The sequence below is a fragment of the Gilliamella sp. B2923 genome, assembly GCF_026536565.1.
Classification (GTDB): Bacteria; Pseudomonadota; Gammaproteobacteria; order Enterobacterales; family Orbaceae; genus Gilliamella.
Map to the genome: position 1 here is coordinate 183242 of NZ_JAFNNZ010000002.1, position 14001 is coordinate 197242.

The 14001-nt window shown below is 37.4% G+C and carries 15 protein-coding genes; 6 read left to right on the forward strand and 9 right to left on the reverse strand.

Annotation, left to right across the window (positions count from 1 at the left end):
• Positions 1-4 precede the first annotated feature (4 nt).
• Positions 5-1072, reverse strand: coding sequence for an MJ1255/VC2487 family glycosyltransferase (locus J3U42_RS03545; protein WP_267328654.1), 1068 nt, complete (start codon positions 1070-1072; stop codon positions 5-7).
• Positions 1073-1328: 256 nt separating this feature from the next.
• Here J3U42_RS03545 and J3U42_RS03550 point away from each other — a divergent pair, with 256 nt between their 5' ends.
• The 5 genes from J3U42_RS03550 (at position 1329) to mutT (ending at position 7574) form a co-directional block, all read left to right on the forward strand.
• Positions 1329-1703, forward strand: coding sequence for a hypothetical protein (locus tag J3U42_RS03550; RefSeq protein ID WP_267328655.1), 375 nt, complete (start codon positions 1329-1331; stop codon positions 1701-1703).
• A 140-nt stretch (positions 1704-1843) separates the two neighbouring features.
• Positions 1844-3397, forward strand: a complete 1554-nt coding sequence (locus J3U42_RS03555) for a multicopper oxidase family protein (RefSeq protein ID WP_220218942.1) — start codon at positions 1844-1846, stop codon at positions 3395-3397.
• A 494-nt stretch (positions 3398-3891) separates the two neighbouring features.
• Complete coding sequence (locus J3U42_RS03560; RefSeq protein ID WP_220218941.1) at positions 3892-4236, forward strand: hypothetical protein; 345 nt, start codon at positions 3892-3894, stop codon at positions 4234-4236.
• A gap of 84 nt (positions 4237-4320) precedes the next feature.
• Positions 4321-7050 (forward strand): preprotein translocase subunit SecA, encoded by a 2730-nt coding sequence (secA, locus tag J3U42_RS03565; protein WP_267335552.1) that lies wholly within the window; start codon positions 4321-4323, stop codon positions 7048-7050.
• Positions 7051-7169: 119 nt separating this feature from the next.
• The gene (gene mutT / locus J3U42_RS03570; RefSeq protein ID WP_220218940.1) at positions 7170-7574 is read left to right on the forward strand and encodes an 8-oxo-dGTP diphosphatase MutT; all 405 of its coding nucleotides are present in this window, start codon (positions 7170-7172) and stop codon (positions 7572-7574) included.
• A gap of 389 nt (positions 7575-7963) precedes the next feature.
• On the opposite strand, the gene J3U42_RS03575 is transcribed toward mutT, so the two are convergent.
• From J3U42_RS03575 to J3U42_RS03595, 5 genes are read right to left on the reverse strand one after another with little or no spacing between them, the layout of a single operon-like run.
• Positions 7964-8347, reverse strand: a complete 384-nt coding sequence (locus J3U42_RS03575; protein WP_267335554.1) for an EamA family transporter — start codon at positions 8345-8347, stop codon at positions 7964-7966.
• Entirely contained in the window at positions 8347-8703 is a 357-nt protein-coding gene (locus J3U42_RS03580; protein WP_267328659.1) for an EamA family transporter, read from the reverse strand. The genes J3U42_RS03575 and J3U42_RS03580 overlap by 1 nt, the downstream gene beginning before the upstream one ends.
• Complete coding sequence (zur, locus tag J3U42_RS03585; protein WP_220218937.1) at positions 8691-9125, reverse strand: zinc uptake transcriptional repressor Zur; 435 nt, start codon at positions 9123-9125, stop codon at positions 8691-8693. Before zur ends, J3U42_RS03580 begins: the two co-directional genes overlap by 13 nt.
• 23 nt (positions 9126-9148) lie before the next feature.
• Positions 9149-9427, reverse strand: a complete 279-nt coding sequence (locus J3U42_RS03590) for an RnfH family protein (RefSeq protein ID WP_366518654.1) — start codon at positions 9425-9427, stop codon at positions 9149-9151.
• The gene (locus J3U42_RS03595; RefSeq protein WP_267335556.1) at positions 9423-9890 is read right to left on the reverse strand and encodes a type II toxin-antitoxin system RatA family toxin; all 468 of its coding nucleotides are present in this window, start codon (positions 9888-9890) and stop codon (positions 9423-9425) included. Before J3U42_RS03595 ends, J3U42_RS03590 begins: the two co-directional genes overlap by 5 nt.
• Positions 9891-9923: 33 nt before the next feature.
• Between J3U42_RS03595 and smpB the strand changes: the two genes are divergently transcribed.
• The gene (smpB, locus tag J3U42_RS03600) at positions 9924-10406 is read left to right on the forward strand and encodes an SsrA-binding protein SmpB (protein WP_220218934.1); all 483 of its coding nucleotides are present in this window, start codon (positions 9924-9926) and stop codon (positions 10404-10406) included.
• Positions 10407-10433: 27 nt separating this feature from the next.
• Here smpB and J3U42_RS03605 read toward each other — a convergent pair whose 3' ends face one another.
• From J3U42_RS03605 to J3U42_RS03615, 3 genes are read right to left on the reverse strand one after another with little or no spacing between them, the layout of a single operon-like run.
• Positions 10434-11438 carry a LacI family DNA-binding transcriptional regulator gene (locus J3U42_RS03605; RefSeq protein ID WP_220218933.1) on the reverse strand — a complete coding sequence of 335 codons (1005 nt, stop codon included), beginning with the start codon at positions 11436-11438 and terminating at the stop codon, positions 10434-10436.
• A 14-nt stretch (positions 11439-11452) separates the two neighbouring features.
• Entirely contained in the window at positions 11453-12571 is a 1119-nt protein-coding gene (locus tag J3U42_RS03610) for a glycoside hydrolase family 172 protein (protein WP_267335559.1), read from the reverse strand.
• A 56-nt stretch (positions 12572-12627) separates the two neighbouring features.
• The gene (locus J3U42_RS03615) at positions 12628-13872 is read right to left on the reverse strand and encodes an oligosaccharide MFS transporter (RefSeq protein ID WP_220218931.1); all 1245 of its coding nucleotides are present in this window, start codon (positions 13870-13872) and stop codon (positions 12628-12630) included.
• Positions 13873-14001: the final 129 nt, after the last annotated feature.

Genomic DNA, 14001 nt, shown 5'->3' on the forward strand with positions numbered 1-14001 from the left:
TCCTTTATACACAATACCCTAAAGATTTAATACGTTTTTGCACATTTTCCGAAAACACCGTTGCACGCCATAATCGTTGGCTTAACGATAGTAAAGACTCTTTTTGCCCTGAAACAATCCAATTTGCTAATTCCGTTGCAACATCCGGATAGATCGTTGGTTGAGGTGATGCAAGATTTAACCAATGTTTAAGTTTAGCATGATTTAAATTTTCCATTACCGTTGCCATATCTAAAGTTTGCAAGCACTGAGCATTATAAATTTGTTCAAATTGACCAGAAACCGGCTTAGTTAGAATTTTTTTACCCAACGCTAACGCTTCTGATATTAGAGCAAAACCCGTATTAGAAATAATACCCGAACAGCTTAATAACGCATGCGTAAAATTATCCCGACTGAGCGTATGCATGGTGATATTACCTTGATTTGATGATTGTTTAACATCCGGATGAAAACAGATAAATTGATACTCTTTATACGGCGTTAAAAACTGGGTAATTTCATCTAACCCTTCAAACGGTAAATAAACAACGATTGTTCCGTTCTCAGTTGGTGCAACATCAAATGAATCAATCATTGGTGGAATCAGTTTATGCCCAAAATGAAACCAATGCAGTCCAATAGGTTGAGTCACAGGTGCATAATATTTCATAATCACATTGGCAATCATGCCATACTCTTTCGGTTTAAGGTATTGGCAAACGGCCTGATTACTGATCCCTAAACACTCCCGATGTTGATTGTGAGCAGCCCAAGCACTAACTGGCTCAAAATCGCTAATAATACAGTCATAATTTGAAAGATCCAGCTCACGGACATCTTTAATCAGCCGAAAAGCTCGAATTCGTTGGATTGTTTTACGAAAATTAATCTTACCATTAAGCGTTGCAAAAGAGAGACCACAAAAGGTTTTATAGTTACCAAATGCTTCCATATCAAAATAATCTTTAGCATCGCGACCACTAAAAATATAATCAACATCAGCGCCAACCTTTTTCAATGCTTTAGCTAATGTTCTACAACGACTAATATGGCCATTTCCTGTGCCTTGAACACCAAAAAGAATTTTCATACCGTTATATTTCACATTTTTTTGTTATACAAATATAATAACAGAACAGTTAGTATTTATCTTACATATTTTATCTAAATATCGTTGATATTTAGCTTATTTTTTACTCAGCAAAAGACAACCAGCGTTATTATTGTCACTATGCGAAAAAATCAATTCAATCATTTAACCTTAAAGTTCCTAAAAAAAGTACAAATTTCGCGCTTTTTTCGGTAAAATAAGCGCATATTTTGTTAGATGAATAGTGAGATTTACTATGTCATTAAGAATCAACAATAACGCTTATAATATTATTGCCCTATTGGCAATAGTATTATTTTTGCTGAGTGTTTCTGTATGGCATTTATCTAAAAATAATTTTCAATCCCCTGCTCGTTGTCATTTGGCACATCAAACGGCTGTAAAAATAAATCAAATCGAAAGCCACTTAACTACCAGTAAATCTAATCCTAAATCAGTATTCCCAAACACCTGTCAATTAGCCAATCACTGCTTAACATGTGGTTCGCTAATAACTGACTACGTTATCTCCTTTGATTATGCCACTGAAAGCGAACAGTACCGACCAATAAAATTTATACCCGTGTATAAAGCATTTATTCCTGAGTTAAAACCACCAAAAATTGCTTAAAACGTTTTTATCTACACATAAATAAGAAGTAAGTAATTCACTATCAATAACGCAATAAAAGGCACCGCTTGTCTGGCTTTTTATTATGGTGTTTTGAAGAGAAGGTTATTGTTTAACTAAATGTATTTTAAAGGAATATTATGAAACGTCGAAATTTTATCATCAGTTTTACCGCAGCCCTAGGCGGATTAATTGCCACTAAAGCTATCGCCAAAATGAATCACTCATCGATGTCCGAAAACGTTTGTGATGTTAAATCTGATAACTGTAATACGGAGGGGGATATGCACGACCATATGAACATGAATATGAATATGAACATGAATAACAACATGCCACAAAAACTGTTATCGACTACAGCGCTACCACACGGTAAAAATTTACCCGAGTTAACTAATTTAAAAAATACCAGTACCCAAGCTGGCGTATTTGAAGCAACACTACATTTAAAACCGGTCAAAATAGCCTTAACACCGGAAATTACCACCGAATTTTGGGCATATAATGGCATGATACCTGGTCCGAAAATCGAAGTATTTGAAGGCGATCATGTTAAAATAACCGTTAAAAATGATCTCTCACAACCGACAACCGTTCACTGGCATGGTTTGCTTATTCCTTCAGATCAAGACGGAAATCCACAAGATGCTATTCCGGCAGGTGGCAGCCGGGTTTATGAATTTACCATACCGGAAGGCACAGCTGGGACATATTGGTATCATCCACATGGGCATAATACAGTTGCAGAACAAGTCTTTCGTGGGTTAGCCGGTACCTTTATTGTACGCAGTAAAAATGATCCGCTCGCTTCGCTACCGGAGCAACATTGGTTCTTTTCCGACTTAAAATTAACTGAAAACGGCGAAATCGCCGAAAACTCCATGACTGACTGGATGAATGGTCGGGAAGGACAATTTGTGTTAATCAATGGTGCTTACCAACCCAATATAAAAGTAGAAGGAGCAACCCGAGTCAGAATCTGGAATGCGTGTTCTGGCCGATATTTAAACCTATCAATACCGGATTGTGATGTCTTTTTAGTTGCTACCGACGGCGGTTTCATTGCCGAGCCGCATCAACTCAACAAACCGCTATTACTTACTCCGGCAGAACGGGCTGAAGTAGTTATCGTTCCGAAAAAAACCGCCAGCCTTTATTTGCAAAACATTGGCTACGATCGTGGCAAAATGGGGAATGTACCGCCAGAACAAAACATCATTCTTTCACAGCTCCAGTTAACTCAAACGGCCAGTACCGTTCTACCGACTCATCTAAAACAAGTACCAACTTTAGGTGAAGCCGTCGCCAAAAAATCACTTGAATATACCGAAGTAATGGATAAAAGTGAGCCTCGAGGTGGTATGCTGTTTTTAATTAATGGCAAACGGCATGATATGTCACGAATCGACTTAGAAAGTAAACTTCACGATGTTGAAGAGTGGACAATTGTTAACAACTCACATATGGATCACAATTTCCATATACATGGTGCGCAATTTATTGTGCAATCTCGTGAATTAAATGGCACGAAAACTACACCCGAGTTTGTTGCCTTGAAAGATACCACTAACTTACGCCCGCACGAAACGCTTGTTATTAAAATTCAACAAAATATGCCGGGATTACGCATGTATCATTGTCATATCGTTGAACATGAAACATTAGGCATGATGGGGCAATTAATGGTGAAATAACCATCTTTCATCTTTTCTATTCAATGCCACAACGTGAATAAAAAAGATGAAAATAAAAACCAATATTCAATACAGACCGCAATGGGGGATGACAATGATAAATATTGCCATCTCCCATTTTCTTAATGAGAATGATTATGTCGCCTTCATCCTAAAGCTTAACTACCTTAAAAAAAGACTACTTTGCTCATTGCACCTTCTGCATCAGACGAGGCAAATACGGCTAATCAACTCGCGAAATTAGCATTAAAGCATGGTAGTGAGCTGGCGTTGATATTTGCATCAGCCTATTTAACACCTGCAAAAACCCGAATATGATTGGGCAAGTGGATAATATCTTATTGAATAAACGAAATTTTACTAACTTAACCTTCAACTGGCTAACGACTCAATCATAGACATTAATCGATTTCTCTTCTGCCATTAAAAGGACTCAATGACAATGCTGTAATAATTGTTTTAATTTTGGTAAAAAATGCTAGAATGTTGCCACTATGACTGTGATTAGCTATTGTAAACAACTCCACAAACGCTTAATTATTAAAACTGCATTATCGCACTTATTATTAGGTGTGATTGCTGCTGGATTTGGTTTGTACCAGCAACCGGGTTTACCTGCGCAGTCATCAATCTCACATGTTGATATTATTGCGATTGCCGCAATTGTGCAAGATCATCAAGCACCAAGTAAATCAGCATCTCAAACACTCCCCCTATCGGCAAAACGACATGCTTATGTGCAAATCAATTCGCCTATTTATGATGATTTGTCACTGAGTAAAGCGGTCCGCTTATCGCCCGACAATGCGATAAGAGCAGGTCCTATAACTACCGTTTAGCGAGTTTGAAACTCAAATAAATACTATTTTCGCAAAAAGGCGTATGCCTTATTACACCTATTAAAAAAGAATAAGAGAAAGTTTATGTTATTAAAATTATTAACAAAAGTGTTCGGTAGTCGTAATGAGCGTATCTTAAAAATGATGCGCAAACGTGTCGAAAGAATTAACGCATTAGAACCTGCAATGGAAGCGTTAACTGATGATGAGCTGAAAGCAAAAACCAATAAATTTAAACAAAAAATCGCTGACGGCACCAAATTAGATGATATTTTAGAAGAAGCCTTTGCTGTTGTTCGTGAAGCCAGTAAACGGGTATTTGGTATGCGCCATTTTGATGTCCAGCTTATTGGGGGCATGGTGCTTAATGAGCGCTGTATTGCCGAAATGCGCACCGGTGAAGGTAAAACATTAACAGCAACCTTACCCGCTTACTTAAATGCCTTAACCGGCAAAGGCGTACATGTTGTTACAGTCAATGATTACTTAGCGCAACGTGATGCGGAAAACAACCGCCCATTATTTGAATTTTTAGGCTTAAGTGTTGGTATCAACCTGCCTAATCTTCCGCCACACCTAAAGCGTGAAGCCTATGATGCCGATATTACTTATGGTACCAATAACGAATATGGTTTTGACTACCTACGTGACAATATGGTGTTTAGCAAAAATGCTCGAGTTCAACGCCCATTACATTATGCGTTAGTGGATGAAGTTGACTCAATCTTAATTGATGAAGCCCGAACACCTCTCATTATCTCCGGACAGGCGGAAGATAGCTCTGATCGTTATGTCAGTGTTGATAAAATCATTCCAAGCTTAATCAGACAAGAAAAAGAAGATTCAGATCAATTCCAAGGCGACGGTGACTTTTCAATCGATGAAAAATCTCGTCAAGTCAACTTAACTGAACGTGGTTTAATTAAAGTTGAAGAGCTGCTGATCAAACAAGGTATTATGAAAAGTGATGAATCACTTTACTCACCGAGTAACATCGTGCTAATGCATCATGTCAACGCCGCCCTACGAGCACATCATTTATTTCATCGTGATGTTGATTATATTGTTAGAGATAACGAAATTATCATTGTCGATGAACATACCGGCCGAACAATGGACGGTCGCCGTTGGTCTGACGGTTTACATCAAGCGGTTGAAGCTAAAGAGCATGTAAAAATTAATAATGAAAACCAAACATTAGCGTCAATCACTTTCCAAAATTACTTCCGCCTCTATCAAAAATTAGCAGGTATGACCGGTACTGCTGATACAGAAGCGTTCGAATTTAACCAAATTTATGGTTTAGATACGATTGTTATACCAACCAATCGCCCAATGGTACGTAAAGATTATCCTGATCTGGTCTTTATGAGCGAAAAAGAAAAAATTGATGCGATTGTTGCCGATGTAAAAGCCTGTATCGAACGTGGTCAACCCGTGTTAGTGGGTACAGCTTCAATTGAAAAATCTGAGTTAGTGTCTAACGCATTTAAAAAAGCAGGTATCAAACATAATGTGTTAAATGCTAAATTCCATGCTCAAGAAGCTGAGATTATTGCCAATGCCGGTAGTAAAGGTGCTGTGACTATCGCAACCAATATGGCTGGTCGTGGTACGGATATCATGTTAGGTGGTAACTGGCAAAGTGATCTCGCTCATATTGAAAACCCAACACCGGAAGATATCGAAAAAGCCAAACAAGCATGGCAAGCAAAACATGAAGAAGTTATTGCTTTAGGCGGACTTTATATTTTAGGTACAGAGCGCCATGAATCTCGTCGTATTGATAACCAGTTACGAGGCCGTGCTGGACGTCAAGGTGATCCGGGTGCTTCACGTTTTTATCTATCGCTTGAAGATCCATTAATGAGAATCTTTGCTTCTGAGCGTGTGGGTAATATGATGCGTAAACTGGGGATGAAAGAAGGCGAAGCTATCGAACATCCGTGGGTCACTAAAGCAATCGCTAACGCGCAGAAAAAGGTTGAAAGTCGTAACTTTGATATTCGTAAGCAATTACTTGAATATGATGATGTTGCAAATGACCAACGTAAAGCTATCTATCGCCAGCGAAACGAACTGTTAGACAATTCTGATATTAAAGAGACAATTGATTCAATTCGTGGTGATGTGTTTAATGCGGTTATTGATCAGTATATTCCACCACAATCGATTGAAGAGATGTGGGATGTACCTGGACTTGAAAATGCCTTAAAAACCGATTTTGATCTTGAACTACCTATCAGTAAGTGGCTCGATGAAGAGCAAAATCTTCATGAGGAAACATTGCGTGAACGCATTATGCAAATTGCCACTGACCGATATATCGAAAAAGAGAATATCGCCGGTTCTGAAGCGCTCAGAGACTTTGAAAAGAGTGTTATGTTACAAACGCTTGATACTTTGTGGAAAGAGCACTTAGCGGCAATGGATTATCTGCGTCAAGGTATCCATTTACGTGGTTATGCACAAAAAGACCCGAAACAGGAGTATAAACGTGAATCATTTAACATGTTTGCTAACATGTTAGAATCGTTAAAATATGATGTCATTGGTTATATAAGCCGGGTGCAAATTCGTTCTCAACAAGAAGTGGATGAAGCAGAGCGTCAACGTCAAGCAGAAATGGAAAGACTTATGGCAAAACAGCATGCCAACCATGAGTCTATCGGTGGTTTTAACGGTGAAGATCAAGAGCAATCACCAAGCTCACCACAACCAATTGTACGAACAGAAGCGAAAGTTGGTCGTAACGATCCTTGTCCGTGTGGCTCAGGTAAAAAATACAAACATTGTCACGGCGCTGTACAATAATTGACAAAAATTTAGTATCATCAAGCAATAATGATGTTAAAATAGTCAATTAAGTTGACAACAAAATCGAAAGGGAAAGGTTAACTTTCCCCTTTGGTTTTATTCAGACCAATAGGATTATGAAAAAACATACTGAAATTGCTATAGGTATTATTCGTTCACAAAATTGTCAAATCTTTATCACGCAACGTGGTGAAGACTCTCATCTTGCTGGTTTTTGGGAATTTCCGGGTGGAAAAATTGAAGCTGGCGAAACACCCTATCAAACATTACAACGTGAAATAGCGGAAGAAGTCGATATTCAGATACACAACGCTCAATTTTTAAAAGTCGTCAAACACAGTTATGATGATCGTGATATCACCATTCATGCTTATCTTGTTGAAGAGTGGGACGGCGTACCCTTTGCCAAAGAGGGACAACCGAGCCGCTGGGTTGATCAAGAAGAGTTAATCGCCGATGAATTTCCTGACGCTAACCGCACCATTATTGAGATGCTAAAAAACGGGGATAAACAGATATAATTCATTCTAAACTCTGAATGCTATTATATTTTTAACCCTTTTCACGGCAATTGGCTTTTATAGCTTGCTTTTCAAGCTAGAGGTGAGCTGTTTTATTTTTTAAGACAATCTTATTTTCTTCTACAATATAGTTCATTCTAAACTTTGAATGCTATTATTTTTAACCCTTTTCACGGCAATTGTCTTTTATAGCTTGCTTTTCAAGCTAGGGGGGGCTGTTTTATTTTTTAAGACAATCTTATTTTCATTTACAATATAGTTCATTCTAAACTCTGAATGCTATTATTTTTAACCTTTTTCACGGCAATTGGCTTTTATAGCTTGCTTTTCAAGCTAGGGGGAGCTGTTTTATTATTTAAGATAATCTTATTTACATCTAACGTAAATAATTAAGATGATCGATGTAATCTTTGTTCCGCTAACGCCAGAAAAACAATACCGATAATAATAAATAATGCACCGACTAAGCGTATACAGGTGATTTGTTCATCAAATACCACAACCGATACCAGCATCACGGTCACCACTTGCAGATGCGAAGCGGCAAAAGCAGGACCAACCGGGGCTTTTTTTAACAACACCATCCACGTCATAAATGCGCCTGTGTAACCAAGCATTACCACATATGCCCAGCCGTTGGTAAATATTCGCACTAACCAATCAAAACTTATTTCAAATGGCAGTGCAGCAATTGCCGTTAATTTAAAACTGGTTTGACCAAAAGTATCAAAGAAAAGCAATAAAATAAAACCGATGATATAAAATTTCTTCATTAATTAAGTCCAACTAATACCACTCCGGTTGTGATAAAAAATATACCAATAAGTCGAAAGGCGGTTAAGTGCTCTTTGAATAGTATACGCCCGGCCAGCATTACCGTAATCATATTAAAGGAACCTAATAATATACCTTGAGATAAAGGAACTTCACTCAAGAAAGCCAGCCAAAAAATAAAACCGATAAAATAGCAACCAAACCCAAGCCATAGCCAATAGTTACAAAACAGCCGATGCCAATAACCAATCCCTTGCTTATGTTTAGAGGTCATTGCCGCATATTTAAAAGCAATTTGACCTACAGTATCACAGGCGAGATTAATCAACCAAAGGGCAATAATTAATGTTGACACGATTGACAGATTCCATGAATTTCAAGCACACTGTGTTTAATTAAAAAGTGGCTTTGTTGGGCTAATTGTTTAAGTTGCTTCTCGATATCCTCGGAGTGTTTTTCAATAATTTGTTGGCATTTATCACAAATAAATAAAATTGAAATATGCTCAGGATCATGAAAATGGGGGCAAATAATATAGCTATTTGATGATTCAACTTTATGAATAAATCCGTGTTCTAATAAAAACTCAAGCGCACGATAGATAGTGGGGGGTTTTGCTTGTGGTTCACTGACTTTTAAAAGATCCAACAAATCATATGCACTCATTGCTTTATTTGCGCTTAACATGATATCTAAAACTGTTCGACGTTGCGTTGTCAGCTTAATACCACGTTTTTTGCACAAAGTTTCAATCTTTTCAATTAGCAGATTATGCATTGGGTTCCCTTCACTTCAAATCATTATTTTTTTAGTGCTGCTCTTGCTCGTCTTATCTCTTTAGGATCATTAATGAGCGTGCGATAGATTTCAATACGGTCACCGTCGTTAAGCTGATCAGTCAGCTGACAACGTTTTCCATAAATACCGACTAAATTCTCATCCAATTTTATCCCACAGATAGATAAGATATTGGATTTTGTTATCGCTTGCAAGACATTAGTTTGTTTATCAACCGTACATTTAATGATTGTCGGATTATTTGGTAAAGCATAAACAACTTCAATCGTTATCATTTTAATATATCTGCCTTGCTCTTTGTGAAAACGCATTGACCATATTAGTCATCACCTCTTTAAAAACCGGGGTAAAGGTCAAATCTAACAACTTATTTTTAAATTCAAAATCCAAGCGAAAACTGATTTTACTCCTGTTTTGCTCAATAGAGGTAAATAGCCATTGTCCCGTCAAGTGCTTAAATGGCCCTTCTAACAGTGTAATATCTATCGAATTAGGTTCATTGAGCTGATTTAGAGTAGTAAACGATTTTTTAAAACCAAACTTTTCAACTTCAATAAATGCAGCAATAATATTATCTTGTTTTTTAATAATACCCGATGCGATACAATCAGGAACAAATTCGGGGTATTTAGCAATATCATTAACCAAAGCGAACATCTGCTCGACAGAGTAAGGCTCGACCACCTCGTAAAAAACTTGCGCCATAATAATAAAATTCAAATTTAAAATTAAAATTAGTGACATATAGTATCACGTAACTTTATAATAACGCACACTATGACAAAGAAAAAATCACATAAGCCGGGTTCGGCAACAATTGCATTAAACAAACGCGCACGCCATGAGTACTTTATTGAAGAGGAAATTGAGGCGGGGTTATCCCTGCAAGGCTGGGAAGTGAAATCACTACGTGCTGGCAAAGCTAACATTAGTGACAGTTACGTCCTACTTAAAGACGGCGAAGCGTGGTTATTTGGTGCAACCATTACACCTCTTAATGTGGCATCTACCCATGTAGTTTGTGAGCCAATGCGCACTCGAAAACTACTGTTAAATCAACGGGAGTTAAACGCTTTATTTGGGAAAATCAATCGTCAAGGCTACACTGTTGTCGCCCTGTCTTTATATTGGAAAAATGCTTGGGCTAAAGTAAAAATTGGCGTGGCTAAAGGTAAGAAAGAGTACGACAAACGCACCGATATCAAAGAGCGTCAATGGCAAGTTGATAAAGCACGTATTATGAAAAATGCCAATCGCTAATCGCATGATTGCCGTATTGGTTATTGTTTAATTCTTACGATAACGTATTATTTTCGGTTTAATAAACATAGCGTTATCTTTTAACTCGTTAAAATTCAATAACCGATTAACGACATTAACACAAGTATTAACCATCGATTCAAAATCTTGCGCAATCGCATCAATCGGATAATACGAATAATCAAGATAAAGATTATAGTCGTAAGAACATAAACAGATCTGCTTAGGATCAGCTTTTACCGCAACCAAATAATTAAGCACCTCTTGCAGTAAATTACCCGACGGCGTAAATATCGCTTTTGGCAAACGCCCTAATTTTTGATGAACACATTTGAGCAGCTCATAACCTTTATTAGGACAATAATCATCACTTACAATCCAATCAGGCTTAACCGATAATCCGGCACGTTCAAGCCCTAGCTTAAACCCGGCAAGCCTAGCTTGAATTGAGGTAAGTTGAATGTCACAACCGATAAAATAAAATTCATCTAACTGTTTGGCATAAGGCTCAATCAAATGTGCAACTGACTGTAAAGCTTCACTGGTGATAAACGGTATTTTAGTGTTATAAAGATATCTGTCAAAAAACAGAACGGGCGTATTTTGGTTGATATCAACATAAAACTCATCACTATCTAAAGAGGTCACCACAATCATCGCATCAACTCTGCGCTCAACTAAATTTTGAGCTACTTTGATTTCAACTTCTTTATTATAGTGACTACAGGTAATAAGTAACTGGATATTTTTTTGCCGAAATGCCGCTTCCAGATGATGCAAAAACATGGAGAAGAAGGAATTGGACATATCCGGCACAATTACCCCAACGGTATTGGTACTATTAGCTTTAATTAAATATTGACGGATATGAGATTGATTACTGTACTGCTCAGCAATCGATAACACCCGTTGTCGGGTTTGCGGAGAGATTCGATATTTTTTATCCCGTTTATTAAAAATATGACTGACGGTCGTTGCCGACACGCCAGCCAAACGAGCAATATCATTGATCTTTAATTTATTACTCGCCATACATCACCTTCAAATTAGCGTGGAGTACGTTGTTGCTTATTCAAAAATGGGGGATTGTGATTTGCTGACGGATTTTGATACCAATAAGCAACACTAGCAATATCATCACATCGTTCATACAATCTTATATCATCATTACCTATTTGTTGAAAAGCTAACTTAATGTTTTTATGAAATGCAATCGGATCGGGCAGATGCCAGCGATATAAACCATGTGAAGGTAAGCCATCATCACCAAAACCATGCACCGGATTTGAATCACCGGTTTGGAAAAAGTCACGAGTTGCATCCCGATTAGTTTGATATGGATAGCCCATAAACAGTGTTTGGAAACACTTCGCTTTAGGTCTACCTTGACTATCACGATTATGAAAAGCCCAAGCACCACCAAAATAGTCCTCTGAGCCAGTAGAGTGTTGAGTCGGATAATCGCTATCATCATCCAGATAGAATTTAAACTCACCTTCACCCCACCAATAACGCTCAAGTGCAGTTAAAGCAAGGTAAGTGCCGACATAATAACCATGTCCTTGAACGTTATCGAGTATTACGTAATCTTGCGCATAATTGGTGATGCGTTGACGGCGCCACTGGGCATGAAAATACAACGGTTGTTCAAACGGTTTAGGCATTAAAGCGTAATTGACGGTAAAAAAGAAATGTTGCAGATCAGCTTCATGCTCATTTTGAATTTCAATTCTGGCTTTCTTATTAAATGGCATTCTAAAATAGCTGTTAAATCCACCGGTTGGATTTACCACGATTGGCAAGGAGTTAATATCACATCTTGCGCCAAAACCATTACAGAAAAAATCGCCTATCGGGCTTTCAACCGACGGCACTTTTTCATCATCCCAATAAATTCGAATCACCACATCACGTAACACAAAACTACCCCGATGTGTTCTATCCGTTAGGGTAAACCACATGTGGCGGATTTCACCCGGACCGTTAATCTCGGCAATTGTCACGGTTTGACCGGCAGGAATTGAAATGAACCCTTGCCCTTTACGGCTAGGGCCTAAAGCGCTGGCTTTCATGCAGGATTTACCTTTTTCACCCGTCATGTTTTCCGGTGAAATTGTTCGGGTTTGTTCAAAGTTAAATTGGGTTACTGAATTAAATATGTTCATTTTGCATCCTTAATATGTTTTATCAAATACTATTGATTAAATTACAAATTTTTTGCTTAATTACTTTCGTTTTCAATTTTGTCTGATTTTCTATCACGACTTAAAAATGCCATAGCAAACAGCATGAAGCCTAAAACCACTAAACCTAAATAGTTAAATGTTGTCGCTGCGCCCTCTGTGTCATAAAAATTACCCACAAAGGTAGAAAATAGTATTACGCCTACTGATCCGGCTACTTGATAACCAATTAAGAACACGGTAGCTGACAAGCGAGCATTAAAATTATTATCAATATATTTAAACACTGAGACTAAAATGGTTGAGATCTCTAAACAGTGCATAAGTTTTATGATTGAAATAATGGCAATACTTTCCACATGACCCGTTAAAAATATTCGCGTAGCCGAAATAAATGCCGCAAAGATTAAGGCATTTTTAGCACCCACTTTGTTCACAACAAATGGCACACAAAACATTACCGCTGCTTCTAAAAAGACTTGAAATGAATTTAACATACCGTATAAACGATAACCATCGTTGACATCGGTAAATTGCTGAGTAAAAAAGACCGGGAATAATTGTTGGTCATAAATGTTGTACAAGCTGTAAGTGCCCAGTACATAAATAACAAATATCCAAAACTTTTTGAGTCCAAATACTGAAACAATTTCATTAAAACTTAATTTATCTTTCTTCTGGAATACGGCTGCCGATGATTTGCTTAAATCTGGTTTGAAATTCAGATTGAGTATCATAAAACAGATACCCACTGCTGAAGCTGCCCAAAAGTTAAGATGAGGATTAATACTAATTAATATACCGGCGATAAAGGTACCCACCGCATAGGCAATACACCCCCAAGTGCGGCATTGTCCAAATTCAAAATTAAAAGCACGGCTGATTTTTTCACAGTAAGAATCGATTAAGCCCATACCGGCAACCCAACCAAAACCTAAGAAGAAACTACCAAAGATAACACCAACATAAAAATTGTGTCTTAATAGCGGTTCATAAACATAGATCAATGCAGGTGCGGCACAAGTTATGATGATACTTTGAAACCAAATCAGATGTTTTTTTAAGACTAATTTATCTTGATAGACACCATAAATAATCATGATAATCAACGAGATAAAATAGTTAAAAGAATAGATAATACCCGTCTGTTTTGCCGTTAAACCAATCTCTTTACTAAGCCATATTGCATAAAAGGAAAAAACAAAACTACCTGCTGCGTAATACATAATGCTATAAAACGAAGCAAACCAATAAGTCGGTTTTTTATAAAATGCACTTGTCATAATTTATCCTTAAAAGAGTGAACCATTACAAACGAGTATGAAGAGCTAAAAATTTAGCTTTAAAAGATTTATTGGATAAATGTGATCAACATCAAAGTTATTTTGATTTCTTCAAAAATGGAGAGAATA